Source organism: Clostridium sp. DFI.5.61, assembly GCF_024462915.1.
Lineage (GTDB): Bacteria > Bacillota > Clostridia > Oscillospirales > Oscillospiraceae > Lawsonibacter > Lawsonibacter asaccharolyticus.
Map to the genome: position 1 here is coordinate 1 of NZ_JANGBZ010000061.1, position 19,119 is coordinate 19,119.

A 19,119-nucleotide genomic window follows, 5' to 3' on the forward strand; every position below is an offset into this window, starting at 1 on the left:
ACGTGGCTGAGCTGGTGTTCAACGCCCTGACCAAGGCCGTGCCTGTTCAGTACAATGAGCTGCTGGGCGTGTACTACAACGAGAACAAGGGTATCCTGTACTCCCTGACCTACTACTACACCGATACCCTGGGCTACAAGAACTTCGACCTGGTCTACAAGACCAACGAGAACACCGATTACGGCCGTCCCGGCACCACCTGGGGCATCGGCTCCTATCGGATGGACGGCAACCCCTCCGGCGAGGGCAACAAGGAAGGCGTTCTGAATGAGGACGGCTCCCTGATTCCCGAGCGGGTGAAGATGACCTCCGATGATGAGATCATTACCGTGGCCGACACCCCCGACTTCACCTACACCGCCAACACCAAGGAGAACGTGATCTACAAGGCTGTTGGCAAGAGCGTGGTGGACGACTACACCTGGAATGTCTATGTGGACGGCGCTGAGCAGGCCGGCGACGATCTGGCTCCCGCCAACGACAAGGACACCGACTACGCCTACACCGCCAAGGGCGCCACCACCGAGATCTATGTGGACGACGTGAACGACACCGTCACCGTGGTCATGATCAACTACTACATGGCCGAGGTCACCAAGGTCAAGGACGGCGAGGTCACGGTCCGCGTGCTCAGCGACAAGGCCAAGACTAACCCCATCGACGAGCGCACCATCACCGCCGACGGCTTCGCTGAGGACGACTATGTGGTCATTACCGTGGACGTGAACGACGATGACGACTCCTTCGTCGCTTCCATCGCTGATCCCGCCACCGCTGAAGGCAGCGTGACCTATGTCGCCAAGGCTTCTGAGCCCGAGGATGAGGACAAGGGCAGCTATGTCAAGCTGGACGACGGCAACAAGTACACCTATTCCAAGTACACCGCCTCTGATCTGGATGACATCAACGAGGTCCATCCCACTCTCGATATTGCCTACCGTCTGTATCTGGACCCCAACGGCTATGTCATTGGCTTCCTGGCGATGGATGACTACTATGCCAACTATCTGTATGTGGATACCGCCGACAGCTACCTGAAGACCATCGAGGCCAAGGTCGTCTTCACCGACGGCACCGAGAAGAAGGTCACCATTGACAACGAATGGGTCAATGGCACCGAAATGAACGTGGCCGACGTGGAGAAGGCGTACAACAATGGCGGCCTGGTGGGCGGCGTGTATGCCTATTCCGTGGACGACGATGTCTACACTCTGCGCCCCATCCTGGACATGGATGACCAGGCGGACCGCGAGAACCAGAACAGCCTGTACAAGAACTACAAGGATGTGGCCTCCAATGTGACCGGCGCGGGCGCCGAGATCATCAATGACGCGGCCTACATCACCGCCGATGGCAAGACCTATATTGTGGACGAGGACACTGTCTTTGTTGATGTGGATGAGAATACCATCTACACTGGTTTTGAGAATGTTCCCGATTATAAGAAGGTCGATTCCAACGACGAGGACGTGAAGTTCTGGGTCATCGATACCCGTGAGAACGATGGCGTGCTGGACGTGGTGTTTATCTACTCCGGCGAGGCCAGCAACAGCAACGACACCTACTTCTATGCCGCTACCACCGACTATGAGACCTATGACAAGAACAAGAACTACAAGCAGCACGAGGTCTATGTGGACGGCGAGAAGCAGACCCTGGTCTTCAGCCAGACCGGCCATGATCCTGTGAACGCCAAGGGGCTTTACAAGGTCCTGAAGACCAACGGCGAGAATGTGGTGACCTCCGTCGAGCCCATCGCGGAGAGCCAGTTCAGCGCCGTCAAGTCCGTGGGCAGCCGCAGCTTCTACCTGACTGAGACTGTGGGCGGCGTCCCGAAGAATGTTCAGTATGTCACCAACAGCGACAGCGTGGTCGTGGTCGTCACCTATGACCTGAAGACCAATGGCGTGGATTACCAGAGCCCCGATGTCTCCAAGGCCACTGATCTGAAGGATATGAAGGCCGACGAGGACTACACCACCACCGTCTATGTGGCGAACAAGTCCGACGACGGCAAGACCGCCGATCTGGTGTACGTCCTGAAGAAAGAGATCCCCACCTATGACAACACCATCACCTTCAACGGCGACGGTTTCACCGTTGTCAAGGAGGAGGGCAAGTTCGAGGTCGTTGATGGCAACAAGATCAAGGTCAACGACAATCAGGACGTAAAGTTCAAGCTCAACATCACCTCCGGCTATGAGCTGGTGTCTGTGAAGCTGGGCGACGAGGTCCTGACTGCCAGCAATGGTGTTTACACCATCAACAATGTCACCAAGAACCTGACCGTCACCGTGACCACCAAGCCCGTGGCTCAGGCCAAGGGGACCGTGGGCATCGTGGACGAGAGTTCTAAGCCTCAGGCCCTGGGCGTGGCCTATCAGGGCGACAAGCCCACCCTGGATGAGGCTCTGGCCGCCGTCCGCAAGTATATCACCGACAAGGGCTTCGTGATCGACGACGCCAACTCCTCCGTCGATGCCGCTGGCAAGTACACCTTCGCAGTGACCAAGGGCGGCTACAAGGCGCCTGCCTTCACCTTCGACAGCCAGAGTGCTGTGACCGAGGGCTATATCGTGACCATTGATGGGGAGGAGAAGATCCTGGCCAACGCCGCCGCCACCATCACTGAGTCCAACAACATGAAGATCACCGCGCCTGACGGCACCGTGAGCTATGCCAAGACCGTCACCATCGACGCCAACGGCTATGTGATCGAGAAGGGCTACAGTGTGACTGTCACTGTGGATGGTGAGCCTCAGTACTTCAAGGCTGTCGGTCAGCAGAAGACCCTGCCCAACAACGGCAAGGGCACCGGCTGGCTGAAGGATGGCACCACCTATGTTGCCTATACCTCCACCTCCAACTTCGCTGACGGTGAGGAATATGTGTCCGGCTATGTGGCTGTCACCGGCGGAGTAGCTACCGAGAATTATGTCGAGGCCGGCAAGGAGGCCACTCTGAACGGTGTGACCAGCGGAAAGTTCTATCGGATCACCATTGGTGGCGAGGTCTATGCTGAGAACGAAAAGGCCCAGGGCACTTCCCTGACCATCCCCGCCGGGGAGGTCACCGGGGATATCGAGGTCACAGAGGTTTTTGCCGCTGAGCTGAAGGCGGATATCAAGGATGTCGCTTCTACCGGCATGAGCCTGACCTGGTTCGTGAATGGCAGAGAGGCCTCCGGCACGGTCTATGTGACCGGCGATGATGAGATCAGCGCTGTGGTTACCGTAGACGGGACCGGGTTCACCGCTGCGAGCGGCGATGATAAGCTGACGGCCGACCCCACCACAGTTGAATACATCGCGAGCAGCAAAGTCGGAACTGACGGAAACGACGGCTCCTTCACCTTTAAGGATGGGGCCATCAAAGATGCTGAGATCGAGATCGTCTTCGATGCGCTCAGCAGTTCTGATACCCTGGAGATCACCTACGACGCTGGAACTTGATTTTCCTGAGAGATGATCTCTCCGCACCCCCCGGAATCATCCGGGGGGTGCCTTTTCTTACCTCAGACCGTAAAGTCTGATCTGGGACCCCGCATCCACGGTGGACGAACCGCTTCCCAGAACGAAGAGCTGGCGAATGGAGGTCCAGAGAATGGAGGGGTTGCAGCCCATAGAGCGGATGGACCGAAAGGTGCTCCCCTCCCGGGAGATGCTGTTGATGCAGATGCCTACGTTGCTGTCTCGCCCAAAGGGAAACAGCGTCGCAGTTCCCCCTCCTTCCCCTGTGGTCTGAAGCAGCGTGAACTGCTTGGAGGTGACGGAGACGGTCCCACTTTCCGTCAGGGTGATGTAATTGGAATTATCCCCCGGGGACGCCAGCAGGATCAGATCCTGTCCCTTGGCCATGGACGCCTGAAAAATCAGCTGCAGCGATCGGTAGCGGCCGATGCTGGGGACGTGGATAGAGAGGGACATTTGTGGGATACCTGCCCTTGTCTCCCCAATTTTTTCCCACACAGCCCCTTCCGCCAGGGTGTGGAGCGCTCCGTCGATCTTGGCGTTGTCGGAGTTGAAGTCCACCCGCTCCACCTTGTCCGCGGCCTCCCACTGGGAGAGCCCATAATACTGAGTCTGTCCGCTTGCCATAAAAAATCCCTCCTGTCCTGACTGGGCCCGGCAGATCCGGACCCGCTCAAAACCGGAGGGAAAAGCTGTTTTGTGAGACGTTTCAATACAAATTATGGAAGTGAAGCGGAACTGTGCCCATTTCTGCCCCGCCTGTGCGGAAGCCCCGGTATTGAGAGAGGCGGCCCGATGGCGGCGCCGCGCCTCCTCCTTCTCTCTGCGGCTCCCATTTCACCCGTGCAGGGCGGACTCCTGTTCCATGGCGGTGAAGAAGGGGACGCCGAGATGGCTGTAAAAGGCCAGATAGATGATGATATCCCTGGGTGCGTGGATGTCGCCGATCTCAGCGCCGATGTACTTGCCCACCAATCCTCTGGCGACCAGGATGTCCCAGCACTGGTTGGACAGACGCTCAATGCTTTTCGAGATGGTTTTTACCGACTGCGGCTCCCCGTTTTTGCCACGGAGCAGCACAGCCACCGGAGAATAGATGTCCCGTGTGAAGTGGAGCTCATCGATGGTCTGTCTGTGGGTGAACAGCAGCTCTGCGGCAATGTCCACAGCACGGGCCAAGGGGCGGGTGTCGATCCCGGCGGCCCCGAAAATAGAGCGGATAACAGTTTCTGTTTTCGTCATAAAGACCTATCCTTTCCCTGGAATATGCCCCTATCATAAAGTAAATTCCGGGAAACAGATTGTAAGAGACATAAAACGACAAAAATCCTCGCAATTCCACCTCCAAAAAAGACACTTTCGGAAGAGAGCTGGGGCTATGGAGGAGCGCGGGATATGGAGAGCGACCCGGCAGAAAAATGCCCCGTCGTTTGTCACGCCGTACTGGGGCGCCGCGCCCTGCCTGCGGCGGGGGGGCCACATGATGAAAGGGTCCCCTGAACTTTTCCATAGAAGCTGCCTTTTGGAACAGGCCGGGCCGACGGCCTCACTGTTTGGAGGGAACAAAAAAGCCCGGTGATGGAGCGCTGCCGCGCCTTCATCACCGGGCCCTGTCAAAACAGTTACTTTTCGTCGCACACCTGGAAGATATAAAATTTCAGATAATAGGAGTCGTCTGCCGCCCACAGGATGGGATGGTCGGGCGACTGAGTGCGGTATTCCACCTGCCGCAGGCGCTTGTGGACGTTCCGCGCCGCCTGACCGATGGTCTGGGTGAACAGCTCATAGTCCATGAAGTGGGAGCAGGAGCAGGTGGCCAGAAAGCCCCCGTCCCGGACCAGCTTCATGGCCCGCAGGTTGATCTCCCGGTATCCCTTGACCGCCTTTTTCACCGAGCTGCGGGACTTTGTGAACGCAGGCGGGTCCAGGATCACCACATCGAATTGCTCCCCCTGCTGCTCCAGCTGGGGGAGCAGGTCGAACACATCCGCGCAGAGGAACTCCACCCGGTCCTCCAGCCCGTTGAGAGCCGCGTTCTCCCTGGCCTGGGCCACCCCAAGCTCGGAGGCGTCCACCCCGATGACGTGCTCCGCCCCGCAGATACCGGCGTTGAGGGCGAAGGAGCCCGTATGGGTGAAGCAGTCCAGCACCCGGGCGCCCCGGCAGAGCCGCCCCACCGCCTGGCGGTTATACTTCTGGTCCAGGAAGAAGCCGGTCTTCTGGCCGTCCTTCACATCCACGAAGTAGCGGACCCCGTTCTCCACGATCTCCACCTTGGTGTCAAAGGGAGCCCCCAGGAAGCCCTTGTACCGTTCCATCCCCTCCTGGAGGCGGACCTTGGCGTCGCTGCGCTCATAGACGCCCCGGATGGCGATGCCGTCCTGGGCCAGCAGCTCCTTCAGCAGCTCCACGATGGTGACCTTGAAGCGGTCGATGCCCAGAGCTAGGGACTCTACCACCAGCACGTCGGAGAACTTGTCCACCACCAGCCCCGGCAGGAAGTCCGCCTCCCCGAAAACCAGGCGGCAGCTGCTGGTGTCCACCACCTTTTTCCGGTACTCCCAGGCGTTTTTCAGCCGCATGAGGAAGAAATCCTCGTTGATCTCCGCGTCCGGGTCCCGGGTGAGCATCCGAACGGTAAGCTTGGAGCGCCGGTTCAGAAAGCCCTGGCCCAGCGGCCAGCCGTTCTCGCCGCAGACCCGGACCAGGCCGCCGTCCTCCGCCCCCGGCGAGATATCCGCGATCTCATTGTCATAGATCCAGGGGCCGCCTTTCTGCAGGTACCGTCCCTCTCCCTTTTTCAGTGTCACAACAGCGTCTGTCATAAAAGTTCCTCCTGCCCAGAGGGGGCATTTTCTGTTTTAAGGCATTGCTTCCGAGGCGCGCCGGTGTCCGTCATTTCATTTTCCCGCGCAAAAGGTCTTTGCCTTTTACCACTCAAAATAGTCGCTCACTTGTGTTAAATGAAATACAAATACCCGGCGTAGCATACCATTTTCATCTGGCTGTACATTTTGGTGCATCTCTGTTAGGCGGTACTCTCCCACAAAATACATTGCTTTATCTTTCTTTTCAAAAACAAGAAGATGCTTTTTGTTGGTTCTATGGGACAAAACCTCGATATTTAGATGGTACATATGTTTATTTTCGTCAGGACTATCCTGATGTCCTCTCCGACCTATCCCGGTGTACATACAGTGGGAATAAGAACCGGTGGGATAAAAATAATCTGTATAGATCTCGCCATCGTTCATAAATAGAAGAATAGTATCTGTTTGAGCAGATACTGCGATCCCCTTTTGAGTATCACCGCCCAAAAGGACGCTGATTTCCTGACGAGTGTTGAACTTCTGTTTAAAAGAGAGCTTCATGCTTGTCCTCCCTACAAGTGTTAGCGATTCCTTCGTTCCATCCGCAGCACCGTCTCAACTTGTGTATCGTTGTCCAAACTTATTTCCATATCTTCCTCTATGATCGGGAGCTTGAATTTGATGGATTTCAGCCATTGTCCGTTCGGCTTCCGTTCCTCAAAGATATGGATTTCGGAGATCAGCGACTCCATAAGCTGTCGGCGTTCCTGTTCATCCATCACGGCGTACAGCTTATCAAAGTAAATCAAAACTTTGTAGATATTATCGGCAGTCAGCTTTTCAGCTTCGATTGCCATTTTCTTTGCTCTGGCTTCAATCAGCAGAGACTCCGTATCCTCGATTTTATCATACATCTTGTAAAGACGATCATCAAGGTCTGCCTTGCGTTTGATGTAATGTTTATCATCGGGGTCAAGTGTATCAATTTCCTCTATCAATCGGGACTTGATGGAATAGCTCTGGCGAAGCTGTTTTTCGTAGTTTGCAATCTCCTGTTCGATAGCGGAAGTATCCACTTTCATGCTGATTTTCTGCTGCATCAAAGCGGCAAACTTCGGATTGCTGACCAACTTGGTAATCACCTCTGCGACAGCGGTTTCCAAGAGTTCTTCGTGGATTTGCTTCTTATAGTCGCACTTGTGACCACGGGTCATGGTGCGGTGTTTGCAGCCGTAGTAGTAGAAATCCTTGTACTTCGTGCCGTCTGCCTTGTGCTTGACACTCTTATTGCCGTACATACCGGCTCCGCAGATCGGGCATTTGAGCAAGCCTGTCAGCAGATGCACCTTGTTATCCTTACCATGGTTGACCTTCTCGTATTTCTTTGCCTGGGCAACCAATTTCACCTGTGCATCATGCCAGAGTTCTTCGGAAACAAGTGCTTCGTGCAGACCATCGACCAACAGATAGTTGTCCTGTTCAATAAGACGGTAATCGTTTCTTGTGCCATGCACCTTTTCCGTCCTGCGTCTGCCATAGGCGATCTTGCCGCAGTAAACAGGATTTTTCAGTATCCTGCGGATAAGCGCCGCATCAAACAGAGGATTCTTGCCGTTCTGTCTTTGGATTTTTCCAATGCCATGATTGGCGAGGTATCGGGCAAGACCGTTTGCGCCCATGTCGGTATGCACGTACTTGTCAAAGATGATGCGGATTGCTTCTGCTTCTTCCTCATTCACATACAGCTTGCCTTTTTCAAGCGTATATCCATAAGGAGCAAAGCCGCCGTTCCATTTGCCCTCACGGGCTTTCTGGATTCTGCCCTCCATCGTCTGAACACGGATATTCTCACGCTCGATCTCGGCAACCGCTGACAGAACGGAGATCATCAGTTTTCCTGCATCCTTGGAGGAATCAATACCATCCTCAACACAGATCAGATTGACACCGAAATCCTGCATAACCTGCAAGGTGGACAGCACATCTGCCGCATTTCTGCCGAAACGGGAGAGCTTGAACACCAGCACATAGGAAACACCGTCCTTGCCGGATTTGATGTCCTCCATCATGCGGTTAAACTCTAATCTGCCCTCGATGGACTTACCGGATTTACCGGCATCCTCATACTCACCGACAATCTTATAGTCATTGTACTCGGCAAATGCTTTCATTCTGGCTTTCTGAGCATCCAGAGAGTATCCATCCACCTGTATCGTGGTGGATACTCTCGTGTAAATATATACTTTTATCTTGTCTTTTTTCATATCGTTATCCTCATTCGTGCCGCCGTATGCAGCACCGTTATGTAACCCCTACTCCGAAATCACTCTCAGAGTAGGTTTGGACACTTATCACACGTATATTATATCATGCAATGTCCGTTTTTTCAATAGATTCCTCAAAAAGTTTGGAATTGTTTACAATTTCTTTTTTCTCGCTGTCCAAACAAATCGGCGGCTCCGGAAGATTTTCAATATCCAGAACCGCCGCATATTTCTCTATTAAGTTGGCAAGTAAATCGGCAAAGCCGCTCCATTCATCCTTTTTTCTGTTATCTATAATGGCGTACCTCCTGCGTTTTGCTGTCACGATGTGTATATGCTCGAATGATCTCCGGCGGGATGCGGTCAAGAATGCCCTTGATGCGCTCATAATCGCTATGCAGCCGCATTTCCTGCAACTTCTTGACGGTGCTTTCTTTCTCGCTCTTTTCCAGAGCGGCGGTCAGCTCGTCATTTTTCTTTTCCAACGCTTTCTGTTTGCCGTCCGCTGTTTTGAAGAACTTTTTGTATTTCTTCATCTGCGTTTCCATAGCGGCAACATCGGGGATATACTTTTCAAGAAACGCCGCAATCTGTGCCGAACGCTCCTTGTAGTTCGTGAACTTCATATCGGAGAGCAGTTCTGCCAGCTTGTCATGCTGCTTGTTCAGACGTGCCATCTGTTTGAATACCCTTGTGGGGATGTGGTCACGCCCGGTCTCGCTGGCACTTTCGCCACGTTCCAGATCGGGATATTTCTTTACCATGTGTTCCCAATACTTGTCCTGCCACTGTGTCAGCTTCTTTTTGTTCCCTAAAATCTCCTTGGCACACAACCTTTTATCCTCCGTCAGAGGTACAAAGCAAAGGTGCATATGGGGCGATTTCTCGTCCAGATGCACCACAGCGGATATGATCGTTTCGGGAGCTTGATTCTGCTTGATGAACTCCAACGCTTCATTGAAGAACTCACGGATTTCAGCTCGTTTCTTTCCCTTGAAAAACTCCGGCGTAGCGGTTATGAGAGCTTCCACCACACGAACGCTGTCCGAGCGTGTGCGGCATCCGGCTTCTGCAATCTGACACTCGGATTCAGCTCTGTACTTCCTTTCGGGCTTGATAAGATGGAAATTCAAGTGTGTACGGGACGGGTCAATGTCTGGATTGCTTGCGTATTTCTCCTTGGTGCGCTCGTTATGAGCTTCAATGCCGCTGATCTCCGGTCCCTTGTATTTCGCAAATCTTAAAATAGCGTACTGTGCATTTGCCATTATTTGCCCCTCCTTTTCTGCCATACGATGTCGTAGCCCAGCACATCGGCAAGCTCCACGACTTCCTTGTATCGGATACTTTCTCTCTGTAGTTTTGCGGACAGATTGGAAACGCTGTCGCTCCATCCGTACTCGTCCGAGAGCAGGTCAACAACTTCCTGCATAGTCATTCCGGTACGGATGATCTGTGCCTTTATTTCGTTGCGTACATTCATATTGATAAAATCCTCCATAAATTTTGTTTGTAATGCGGCGAAAACGGTACGCCCTACGGCATACCCACTTCACCGATTAGTGAAAATCTGCAATCTCTGAAATCCGTTCAGAATTTTGCTTGTGATGTCCTGCCCATATATGACCATATCCCACTTTACTGTTCCGTGTGATTTGCTCTGGAACAGAGAAAATACCTATTGTTCCGTAAACGGGATACATTGTTCAGAGAAGCACGATTTCGTGAAATGGTTTTGTTCTGCGGTCAAAATCTTTCCTGTTTTCATTACCATTGATTTTCAATGCCCAAAAACAGGGCATCCGCCAACAGCATTGAAAAATAATAGTGAAACGGACTGAAAAGTACGTGTACCAAGTGTACTTGCTGTACCGTGGTACACTTGGTACGGATGGTACACGTATTTTCGGGTCAATATCATTTTTACAGAAATGGTCTTTGCAGAAGCTCGATGCCGACAAATCCTCTGGCATACCTCCCGCCGCCGATATTGACCTTATTGGTGTACTCGATGTTGTACCGACTCTCATTCTGTTTGAGAAACGAGCAGAAACTCTTTTGGGAAAGGCTGCTCAAAGCGTTATCATCACACCACAGCTTGTAAACGGCGTACAGGTCTTTGGAGCTGACCTCATAATCTGCCTTGAAGCGGATATACCCCTCGGAGCTTAAAAACTCGATGATGTTGTTTCCGTCCGATACGGCAGCGTCCATGTTGTCCTGTGCCGACTGGCTGACCGTAAACTTGTAATCGTTGTCGATCAAACGGTGCAAGCCCTCCAACGCCCACAGGAAGATGCCCTCCGCTTCGGCGCACATCTTTTCAGCGATATAGGGATCGTCCTTTCTGTTCGGGTCTTTCTCCTTGGTGGAGAGGATGATCTGTCTGCGGAAAAAACCAACGCTGCGGTCATAGAGAGATTGCAGGACACCGTTACCCAAGCCGATGAAGCGTACATACAAATCACCTTGATAGCTCTGCTGTCCCTTTTTCTCCAAATCCATCGGCAGCTCCGCTGTGATAATCGCCTTGATGTTGTTGGTCTGGGGGAGAGCTTCCAGTTTCATATCATCGTCCAGCATCACAAGTTCATGTTCCAAATCTGCACGAGCAAAGGGACTTGTCTCCACCTTTGCGATACTGCCTGTGTTCATGTTGCTGCCAAGCAGCGCACGAAGGACGATACCGATGCGGCTTTTCCCCTCGCCGCCCTTACCGATCAGCAGGAGCATCTTCTGTCCCTTGGTGGAGGGGATAAAGCAATATCCCATAAACTCCTGCAAGGTCAGAATGTCCTCCGGCTCTAAAAGTTGGGATAAAAAATGCAGCCATGTCACAGGCTGCGGAGCATCGGGATTATAGGCAACGGGCAGACGGTTGCGGCAGAAATCCTTTTCGGGACTGAATGTGCCGTTCAGATAGTACGTGCCGTTCGCCACATGGATACGGTCTTGGTACAGAGATAGCTTTGCGGTGCAGCACTCCATACGCATGACATCCAGCAGATTGGTGACTTTCTTTGCAACGCCGCTGGTCACATAATACTTGATGCGGTCATAGATGACCTTTTTCAAGCGGTTTTCATCGTGTACTCTGCCATTGACCGTGAAAAAAGCATCGTTCACCGTGACCATCGGATAATCACGGAGAAATTCTTCACAGAATACAGTTTCATTGATTTTCTTTCCGTCAAACCACGCCGGACACTCAAAGGGCGAGGTCTGCATCATTTCTTCGCTCATGGCGCATATCCTCCTTTTTCTTTCTTGTGGTGTAGTCCTGTAGGAACGTGATCTTGCCATTTTTCATCAGCTCGTCCACCACGGCAACACGTTCTTCCAGATCACCTACGGTCAAAATATCTGCCAGATATTCGATATAATCAATCATCTGGCAGGCTTCCACAAAGCGATCATCCAGAGCATCATCCGGCGTTTTCGGTGCATACCACACTTTCCAATCTTCCAGCAGATGCAAATAATCCGTCAGCACTCGGAAGCACAGCATTTCGTCCTCCCGGAACTGACGGATATAGGGATGCTTTAACTTGTGGGGAACTGCCACAGGCTGTCCCGGCTCGGTGCTGATACCGAAGTCCGCAGCCAGTCTTTGCGCCGCTTCGTAGCTGCTCAGATCAAAGAGCCTTGCCACGAAGTCGATCACATCCCCCTTGGCTCCGCAGCCGAAGCAGAAGAAATATTCCTCGTTCAGCTTCAAGCTCGGATGCCTGTCATTGTGGAACGGGCAGCAAGCCATGCCGTTGCGGCTCACTTTCAGCCCGTAGTGTTCGGCGGATTGCTTTACGCTGATTGCCGCCTTGATGCTTTCATAAATGTTCATCGCATTCCTCCATAAATTTTTCTCGACGATTTTGTTCGTCTGCTTGAATATACGGAGAAAATGTCTATAGACCGAAAAATCACGCACAAATGCAGGAAAACAAAAAAGCCGCCCTGCAATTTTGCAAAAATGCAAAACGCAGGACGGCGATTGTTCACAGTTATGATATTGATTTTATTCCACTTGTGGTATATAATATAAAGTAGTACAGGAATGGAGGGTAATACCGATGAAATATCTTTCTACCTTTGAGGTTGCAGAAAAATGGGGCATTTCCCACCGCCGTGTCGGTATCCTCTGCAATGAAAACCGCATCCCCGGCGCACAGAGGGCGGGTGGACGATGGATTATCCCCGAAAATGCAGAGAAGCCCGCCGATGCAAGAGTCAAGAGCGGAAAATATATCAAGTCAAAAACAAAAGATTGATGCCAATAGGAAAGGGGGCGCAGAGCATGGAGCGCAAATACTTATCCGGCAACATCAGAGAACGTTTGCAGGATTTGATGAAAGAACGTAAGATCACGCAGAGTGAGCTTGCCGCAAAAATTGGAATGGATGTCAGCACACTCAGCAGATTTATCAGCAATGCAACAGGCAAACTCGGTGACGAGAATATCAAAAAGATCGCAAAGGAATTTGAGGTATCCACCGACTTCCTGCTCGGCGTTACCGATATTCCCGACCGCATGAATTACGATATAGCCGAACTCGGCTTGTCGGTACAGGCGGCAAAAAATCTCTACACAGGAAAGGTCAATGCTGAGGTTGTCAATCGCTTACTGGAAAACAAAAACTTCGCCGCAATGACCAATATGATCGCACATTATTTTGATGATACCCTTGCTGCCGGATATGCCGCACAGAATCAGATGTATGCCACATTGAGTGCGCTGTTGATGGGAGAAGCAAAGCAGCATCCCGAAGATAGAGAAGCCATTACAGAAGCCGCAAAGACTGTCAGCGTTTCAAGGATGCCGATGTATCAAGCTGATCTTACTGCTATTCAGAACACCTTTATGAATGTGTTGAAAGAAATCAAGAAGGAGATCGGCTCCAATGTCTCAGACGCACAAGCCATGAGCAAAGAAGCGGCACAGCATATGTACGCAGAGCTGACAAAGGGGCAGGATGTGACAAAGCCGAATATCACGCCCGAAATGGTTGCCGAAGCGATCACGGGCAGCGTCAGCGGCATGGAGGGTGTTGACCCCGAAGCTTTAAAACAATTCAATCAGGCATTGATCGGACTGCTCACGGTCAAGCCAACAGAAGATGAACATGACGGCAGTTGATAACGAAAAACTGTGTGCGCTGGCGCAGAACGGGAACATGGATGCGCTGAACAGTCTTGTGGAAAACAATCTGCGTTTTATCAAAATGACGGCGCATGAAATATGGAGCGCACAGATAGAAGTCAATCGGGCACTCGGTGTTACCTTTGACGATCTTGTGCAGGAAGGCTGTCTGGGACTGATGGGATGCGTGGAGAAATTCAATCCCGATGGCGGCAACAAATTTCTGACTTACGCAGCTCCGGCAATTCGCAATTCCATGATCGACTACATCCGAAGTCAGAGTACATCCTTTGAAGCAAAGCACATGGGCGAGATCGTCAGTCTGGATGAGGTGACGAAATTTGAAAATCGGGATCGTCATGCCTTTGTCCCCGATTCCAATATGACCAATCCCGCACAGATTTATATTGCAAAGGAAACGCACGAAGAACTTCACGCCGCCCTTGATGCAATCAGCAATCGAGAGCGTGAATATCTGTTGTACCGTTTCGGATTTGAGGACAATATAGAGCATCCTTTGACGGAGACAGCGGAGCATTTCTTCCTGTCAGAGAGCAGAGCGAAATCCACGGAGAGGCTGGCGTTGGATAACGTATGGTTGGAACTGCCGTGGTGGTTTCACTAACGAGGGGAACAGACGCTGCGGCGGGTTTTATATACCTCTTGCGCCCTCGTTGTCACAGAAAATCTTTCCGCACAGCTTCAAGATTTCCTATGCCAACTACACACGAACAGGCGGATTTTGCTCATGCTAAATCCTTCGTTTTGTGTTCCTTTCAGCCCACAAAATCCGCCTGTTCTGCTTCCGCCGAAAAGTGTCTGTCTGGCGTGGGACAGCCCCTTTCCAGCGTCAGCGGTCGCCAAAGGTATAACACACTAGACTTTGCAAGCAAAATCGTGTGCCAATAGGGATGCTGCTCACCCCTATTGGAAACCCAGAGCCAAGGGATTTCACCCCTTTGGATACCCCCATCATTTTCTCACAAATGGTACCCACATTGAAAAAACTGCGTTTTACCATGTCGGACCTTTTCTCGAAAATGCCACAGCACACGACATTCATTTTTGCAGAGGCTTTGCAAAAATCTCAACCTGTGCCGTGGGGTGCCGAGCAAAAATTCCGTGTTTGCCAACACAGAAAATTTCCTCGTCACGCTGCTGCGGCAGAAAAACAATAGCGGACTTTTTGTTGATAGTACCTGGTCTGCTATCTCAAAAATATTTTTCAAAGAATTCCAATAAAAGTGTAGTGAACAGCGTGTAACCCCGGTGTATTAGGGTGAAAGGCCTTGATACAAACGAAAGGAGTGTGATGATATGGATGATAGCAAAATCATGGAGCTTTACATGGAACGTTCCGAACAAGCCATATCTGAAACTTCCAAGAAATACGGAAGATACTGCCACTACATTGCCTACAGCATTCTGCATAACGATGAAGATTCGGAGGAATGTGTCAACGATACATATCTCCGAGCATGGAACTCCATTCCACCTAAACGCCCGAGCAAATTGCAGACGTTTCTTGGAAAAATCACTCGCAATTTATCTTTGAATAAATGGGAAAAGCTCTCTGCTGAAAAGCGTGGTGCGGGACAAACCTCACTAATTCTCGACGAACTATCAGAGTGCATCCCTGCTGAACAAGATGCAGTAAATACTGTTGAGAATATGGTCATCAGAGATGTACTCGACCGTTTCCTTGATGAACTCCCAGCAGAAACAAGAAAAATATTTGTTCGTCGTTATTTTTATATGAGTCCCGTAAAAGAAATTGCAGATGAATATGGCCTTTCTGAAAGCAAAGTGACAGTTACCCTTTTCCGTACAAGAGGTAAACTTAAATCTGTATTGGAGAAAGAAGGTATAACGTTATGAAAAACAAACGTCTTTTAGATATTTTTGGAGAAATTGATGATCGACACATTGCCGAAGCAGCTCCCGTTGCAAAGAAATCTCGAAATAAGCCAATTTGGTTTAGATGGGGTACAATCGCTGCCTGCATGGTCTTAGTCCTGTCCGTTTGCTTCGGTTCCTTTGCGGTTGTTGCTGAAGCAAAGGAATATAAAGCTGCTGTTCAATTCTTTAATGACTATGGTATGTCTACGGAAGGACTTACTCGTGGTGAGATTAAGGAAGTGTATCGTGATATTACAACGAAGTCGTTCACTTATTCTAAGACCGCCGAAGTGATTCGAAACAGTATTTCTTCCGATAATATCGGTGGTTACGAGATTGTTCAAGACAATCCAACACCAGAGGATATTGAAAATCTTTGGAATTATAAAAATTATACCGGTGGTTTTATTGGTGCCACACAAACAGGCGTACACTATAAATACCATTCGGAATACAAAGAAGATGAATCTCTTGGCTTAGAGGTGCACGATAAGAGCTATCTCGAGAAATACGATGGAGATAACTTGCTTTGGAGTGTTTCTATTTCCGATTTTTGGATTGAAGATTATAGCATCGTATCGGATGGTGTAATTGCCTACGGTAGAACCGACACTTGGTCCAGTACTCAAATTTCCCATGCATGGATGGCTAAAATCGACTTAGATGGTAATCTCGTTTGGAAACACATGCTCAATAACGGATTTGACGATGAATACATCGCTTCCGTTTTGGAAAATGCTGATGGCAGCTATGCCGTAATCAGCCGTGGTGATCTGAAATATTTCTGTCTTAGCCAGTATACGGTGGATGGAAAAGAAACCTACTTCCATAAAACCGAAGTAGGTAACTACGGGATTTGGAATGCAGCTCGGTTTGAAGATGGTTACATGGTTCAGCTCGGTAGCTATATGACGAATGAGCACGCAAAAATCGTTAAGGTTGACCGCGAAGGTAATATTACAGAGTCCTTCTCCTATGGCGATGAAGATTCTTACTATTACATTACCGATATGATTGAATATAACGGAAATATCTATTTGTCTGCGTACGCTGTTCCGAGACTTGCTAATGAAGATCAGAGTGCAGGCGGTAGATATGAAATTGCCGGAGTATTGAATTATCTGTTTGATAATAACATCTGGGAAATTTCCAGTGATGAACTGACGCCTATGGTACGGGACAACTACACCGCAATGTTGTTGGTATGTGAGCCTAATGCAGGGAAACCCCAAGAATACTACTCTGTCAACGGGTCTCTTGGTGGAAAGCTTTCTGTGAGTGATACGGGAAATCTACTTTGGGATGTAGAAAGCATTACCTCCACATTCTTCTCTCCCGCAACAAGTTCCTTCACAATTGGCGGCACAAGCTATGTATTCAGATACACTTTTGATACTTCTGGAATGCTGATTAGCCAGGAGAAAACAGGTGAGGTTGTGAATTACAGAAGATAATACAGTTAAAATATGGCTGAAAACACAGCCCGTAGGATTTTGACGTCCTACGGGCTGTTTCCATGTCAGCTATCCAACGGCTTATACTGCGTGACCGCTTTCAGATACTTCTCCGGATCGCCGTTCAGTATCAGATCGGCGTACTCCAACGGCGCATTGTAGATCAGCCAGTCCAACTCTGACCGCTGATACATATTGTCGGCAACCTCGTTCTCCACGGCAATGGTGTCAATGGCAATCATACTGCCGTCGTTGAATTTCAGTTCCACACAAGCGGTATCCATGTTGAACTCACAAGAAATCAAATACGTCATATCCGCCCTCCTTAAATCATGCCGAAGTGCGTCAATGCCTCCTTGATTGCTTTTTCTTTATCTGGCGGGCATTGCGGCTGTTTAGCGTCCTCAGACTTCGGCTTATTGTAGTTCTCACGCTCAATGATACCGCACTTCTGTTTTACCTGTGCGATATACAAGCTGCTGACTTTCAAGCCGCTGTGCTCCAACACATAATCTTTGATTTCTTGGTAGGTGGCTTTCTTTTCCGCATCGGTCAAATCCAGCTCGTCCATATCCAAGTTAATCTCGATATGTTGCTTCGCATTAAGTTTGGACAATAAACATATAGTCTCCACATGGGCGGTCCTGGGAAACAGATCCACCGGCTGGGCCTGGACGGCCCGGTAGCCCAGCTCCTCCAGCCGTTTCACATCCCGGGCCAGGGTGGCCGGGTCGCAGGAGACGTAGACGATGCGGTCCGGCGCCATGGAGGCCAGCACCGCCGGCACCTCCGGGGCGAGCCCTTTGCGGGGCGGGTCCACGCAGATGACCTGGGGACGCACGCCCTGGCCGGCCAGGCGGGCCGCCACCTCCCCCGCGTCCCCGCAGAAGAATTCCGCGTTGGTGACACCGTTGCGCAGGGCGTTGGCCCTGGCGTCCTCGATGGCCTGGGGGACCACCTCCGCCCCGATGACATGCCCGGCCCGGCGGGCCAGGCACAGGGAGATGGTGCCGATGCCGCAGTACAGGTCCAGCACCGTCTCCTCCCCGGTGAGCCCGGCGAATTCCAGCGCCAGCTGGTACAGCCGCTCCGTCTGATCCCGGTTGATCTGGAAGAAGGAGGGAACGGACAGGCGGAAAGTGAGCCCGCACAGCTCCTCCTCCAGCCAGTCCCGGCCCCAGAGGGTGCGGGACGCATCGCCCAGGATCACATTGGTGTCCCGGAGATTCACATTGAGGACCAGCCCGGCCAGCTTGGGGACAGCGGCGCGCAGGGCACCGGACAGCTCTCCGGCGTGGGGCAGCTCCCTCCCGTTGGCCACTACGCAGCACAGGGCCTCCCCCGCCCGGTTGGTACGGATATACAGGTGCCGGATCAGCCCCCGGCCGGTGGACTCATCATAGGCGGGGATCTGAAAGTCCTCCATCCAGCCCTTGAAGGCCAGACGCAGGGCCGTATCCGCCTCCGGCTGGAGCAGGCAGTCCTCCGTGTCCACCACGTCATGGCTCCTGGGGCGGTAAAAGCCGATGGACAGCCCGCACTTTCCTCGGGAGACAGGGAACTGCACCTTGTTGCGGTAGCGCAGGGGGGACTCCGCCCCCAGCACCGGAGGCAGTTCCAGATGGACGCCGCCCACCCGCTCCAGGGCGTCCCGCACCCGCTGGCCCTTGGCCGCCAGCTCCTCCTCATAGGACATGTGGCGGTACTGGCACCCCCCGCACCGCCCGCTGTAAGGGCAGTCCGGCTCCTGCCGGACGGGGGAGGGGGAGATCAGGCGTGTCCCTTTGCCCCAGGCCACCCCCTTGTTCACCTTGAGCAGCTGGACCTCCCAGTCCTCCCCCCGGATAGTCCCGGGAATGAAGACCACCCGGCCGTCCAGACGGGCCACCCCCATTCCTTCCGCGGTATAGCCCTCGATATGGAGGGGATGCACTGTGTTTTTTCTGACCTCGGCCATGGGATTCCCTCGCTTCAAAACCGTTTTTCTTATCATATCATGGCCGGATGGAGCCGTAAAGCCCATTTTGCCTCAGGACGGCAGAGAGAACAGGAGCGGGGGGGGGGGGGGGGGGGGGGGGGGGGGGG

General features: G+C 51.8%; 19 protein-coding genes. 7 read left to right on the forward strand and 12 right to left on the reverse strand.

The window, feature by feature from the left end; all coding sequences use genetic code 11:
* A partial coding sequence (locus tag NE584_RS16770; protein WP_256183311.1) for a hypothetical protein occupies window positions 1-3,452 on the forward strand: 3,452 nt, incomplete at its 5' end.
* A 57-nt stretch (window positions 3,453-3,509) separates the two neighbouring features.
* Here NE584_RS16770 and NE584_RS16775 read toward each other — a convergent pair.
* From NE584_RS16775 to NE584_RS16820, 10 genes are all read right to left on the reverse strand, one after another.
* Entirely contained in the window at window positions 3,510-4,097 is a 588-nt protein-coding gene (locus NE584_RS16775; protein ID WP_256183312.1) for a hypothetical protein, read from the reverse strand.
* A gap of 210 nt (window positions 4,098-4,307) precedes the next feature.
* Complete coding sequence (locus NE584_RS16780) at window positions 4,308-4,712, reverse strand: hypothetical protein (RefSeq protein ID WP_050622797.1); 405 nt, start codon at window positions 4,710-4,712, stop codon at window positions 4,308-4,310.
* A 380-nt stretch (window positions 4,713-5,092) separates the two neighbouring features.
* Window positions 5,093-6,295, reverse strand: coding sequence for a class I SAM-dependent rRNA methyltransferase (locus tag NE584_RS16785; protein ID WP_050622798.1), 1,203 nt, complete (start codon window positions 6,293-6,295; stop codon window positions 5,093-5,095).
* 105 nt (window positions 6,296-6,400) lie between these two features.
* On the reverse strand, window positions 6,401-6,841 hold the full coding sequence (locus NE584_RS16790; protein WP_108980409.1) for a hypothetical protein: 441 nt from the start codon (window positions 6,839-6,841) through the stop codon (window positions 6,401-6,403).
* 20 nt (window positions 6,842-6,861) lie between these two features.
* A complete protein-coding gene (locus tag NE584_RS16795) occupies window positions 6,862-8,544 on the reverse strand; it encodes a recombinase family protein (protein WP_256183313.1) in 1,683 nt (560 codons plus the stop codon).
* A 103-nt stretch (window positions 8,545-8,647) separates the two neighbouring features.
* Complete coding sequence (locus NE584_RS16800) at window positions 8,648-8,839, reverse strand: hypothetical protein (protein WP_117470730.1); 192 nt, start codon at window positions 8,837-8,839, stop codon at window positions 8,648-8,650.
* Window positions 8,832-9,812 (reverse strand): MobV family relaxase, encoded by a 981-nt coding sequence (gene mobV / locus NE584_RS16805; RefSeq protein ID WP_117470671.1) that lies wholly within the window; start codon window positions 9,810-9,812, stop codon window positions 8,832-8,834. Before mobV ends, NE584_RS16800 begins: the two co-directional genes overlap by 8 nt.
* Window positions 9,812-10,027 (reverse strand): LLM class flavin-dependent oxidoreductase, encoded by a 216-nt coding sequence (locus NE584_RS16810; RefSeq protein WP_117470672.1) that lies wholly within the window; start codon window positions 10,025-10,027, stop codon window positions 9,812-9,814. Before NE584_RS16810 ends, mobV begins: the two co-directional genes overlap by 1 nt.
* 440 nt (window positions 10,028-10,467) lie before the next feature.
* Window positions 10,468-11,787 carry a phage/plasmid primase, P4 family gene (locus tag NE584_RS16815; protein ID WP_242990665.1) on the reverse strand — a complete coding sequence of 440 codons (1,320 nt, stop codon included), beginning with the start codon at window positions 11,785-11,787 and terminating at the stop codon, window positions 10,468-10,470.
* A complete protein-coding gene (locus NE584_RS16820) occupies window positions 11,753-12,385 on the reverse strand; it encodes a CHC2 zinc finger domain-containing protein (protein WP_117470673.1) in 633 nt (210 codons plus the stop codon). The genes NE584_RS16815 and NE584_RS16820 overlap by 35 nt, the downstream gene beginning before the upstream one ends.
* A gap of 229 nt (window positions 12,386-12,614) precedes the next feature.
* On the opposite strand from NE584_RS16820, the gene NE584_RS16825 reads away from it, so the two are divergent.
* The 6 genes from NE584_RS16825 (at window position 12,615) to NE584_RS16850 (ending at window position 17,034) form a co-directional block, all read left to right on the forward strand.
* Window positions 12,615-12,812: a helix-turn-helix domain-containing protein gene (locus NE584_RS16825; protein WP_117470674.1), complete on the forward strand. Its 198-nt coding sequence runs from the start codon at window positions 12,615-12,617 to the stop codon at window positions 12,810-12,812.
* Window positions 12,813-12,838: 26 nt separating this feature from the next.
* Window positions 12,839-13,678 (forward strand): helix-turn-helix domain-containing protein, encoded by an 840-nt coding sequence (locus tag NE584_RS16830; RefSeq protein WP_117470675.1) that lies wholly within the window; start codon window positions 12,839-12,841, stop codon window positions 13,676-13,678.
* A complete protein-coding gene (locus NE584_RS16835) occupies window positions 13,665-14,306 on the forward strand; it encodes a sigma-70 family RNA polymerase sigma factor (protein WP_177610473.1) in 642 nt (213 codons plus the stop codon). Before NE584_RS16830 ends, NE584_RS16835 begins: the two co-directional genes overlap by 14 nt.
* Before the next feature lie 334 nt (window positions 14,307-14,640).
* Window positions 14,641-14,859 (forward strand): hypothetical protein, encoded by a 219-nt coding sequence (locus tag NE584_RS16840; RefSeq protein ID WP_148455998.1) that lies wholly within the window; start codon window positions 14,641-14,643, stop codon window positions 14,857-14,859.
* Between the two features lie 139 nt (window positions 14,860-14,998).
* Complete coding sequence (locus tag NE584_RS16845) at window positions 14,999-15,559, forward strand: sigma-70 family RNA polymerase sigma factor (protein ID WP_256183316.1); 561 nt, start codon at window positions 14,999-15,001, stop codon at window positions 15,557-15,559.
* Complete coding sequence (locus tag NE584_RS16850; protein WP_118622927.1) at window positions 15,556-17,034, forward strand: hypothetical protein; 1,479 nt, start codon at window positions 15,556-15,558, stop codon at window positions 17,032-17,034. The genes NE584_RS16845 and NE584_RS16850 overlap by 4 nt, the downstream gene beginning before the upstream one ends.
* Before the next feature lie 65 nt (window positions 17,035-17,099).
* Here the strand turns inward: NE584_RS16850 and NE584_RS16855 are convergent, their stop codons facing one another.
* Both NE584_RS16855 and rlmD read right to left on the reverse strand, forming a co-directional pair.
* On the reverse strand, window positions 17,100-17,348 hold the full coding sequence (locus NE584_RS16855; RefSeq protein ID WP_117470680.1) for a DUF6061 family protein: 249 nt from the start codon (window positions 17,346-17,348) through the stop codon (window positions 17,100-17,102).
* Window positions 17,349-17,359: 11 nt separating this feature from the next.
* Complete coding sequence (gene rlmD, locus NE584_RS16860) at window positions 17,360-18,991, reverse strand: 23S rRNA (uracil(1939)-C(5))-methyltransferase RlmD (protein WP_256183317.1); 1,632 nt, start codon at window positions 18,989-18,991, stop codon at window positions 17,360-17,362.
* Window positions 18,992-19,119 lie beyond the last annotated feature (128 nt).

Excerpts from the sequence above, each read along its gene's own strand:
- NE584_RS16775 (WP_256183312.1), bottom strand. The coding sequence starts at position 4,097 with ATGGCAAGCGGACAGACTCAGTATTATGGGCTCTCCCAGTGGGAGGCC.
- NE584_RS16780 (WP_050622797.1), bottom strand. The coding sequence starts at position 4,712 with ATGACGAAAACAGAAACTGTTATCCGCTCTATTTTCGGGGCCGCCGGG.
- NE584_RS16785 (WP_050622798.1), bottom strand. The coding sequence starts at position 6,295 with ATGACAGACGCTGTTGTGACACTGAAAAAGGGAGAGGGACGGTACCTG.
- NE584_RS16790 (WP_108980409.1), bottom strand. The coding sequence starts at position 6,841 with ATGAAGCTCTCTTTTAAACAGAAGTTCAACACTCGTCAGGAAATCAGC.
- NE584_RS16795 (WP_256183313.1), bottom strand. The coding sequence starts at position 8,544 with ATGAAAAAAGACAAGATAAAAGTATATATTTACACGAGAGTATCCACC.
- mobV (WP_117470671.1), bottom strand. The coding sequence starts at position 9,812 with ATGGCAAATGCACAGTACGCTATTTTAAGATTTGCGAAATACAAGGGA.
- NE584_RS16810 (WP_117470672.1), bottom strand. The coding sequence starts at position 10,027 with ATGAATGTACGCAACGAAATAAAGGCACAGATCATCCGTACCGGAATG.
- NE584_RS16815 (WP_242990665.1), bottom strand. The coding sequence starts at position 11,787 with ATGAGCGAAGAAATGATGCAGACCTCGCCCTTTGAGTGTCCGGCGTGG.
- NE584_RS16820 (WP_117470673.1), bottom strand. The coding sequence starts at position 12,385 with ATGAACATTTATGAAAGCATCAAGGCGGCAATCAGCGTAAAGCAATCC.
- NE584_RS16825 (WP_117470674.1), top strand. The coding sequence starts at position 12,615 with ATGAAATATCTTTCTACCTTTGAGGTTGCAGAAAAATGGGGCATTTCC.
- NE584_RS16830 (WP_117470675.1), top strand. The coding sequence starts at position 12,839 with ATGGAGCGCAAATACTTATCCGGCAACATCAGAGAACGTTTGCAGGAT.
- NE584_RS16835 (WP_177610473.1), top strand. The coding sequence starts at position 13,665 with ATGACGGCAGTTGATAACGAAAAACTGTGTGCGCTGGCGCAGAACGGG.
- NE584_RS16845 (WP_256183316.1), top strand. The coding sequence starts at position 14,999 with ATGGATGATAGCAAAATCATGGAGCTTTACATGGAACGTTCCGAACAA.
- NE584_RS16850 (WP_118622927.1), top strand. The coding sequence starts at position 15,556 with ATGAAAAACAAACGTCTTTTAGATATTTTTGGAGAAATTGATGATCGA.
- NE584_RS16855 (WP_117470680.1), bottom strand. The coding sequence starts at position 17,348 with ATGACGTATTTGATTTCTTGTGAGTTCAACATGGATACCGCTTGTGTG.
- rlmD (WP_256183317.1), bottom strand. The coding sequence starts at position 18,991 with ATGGCCGAGGTCAGAAAAAACACAGTGCATCCCCTCCATATCGAGGGC.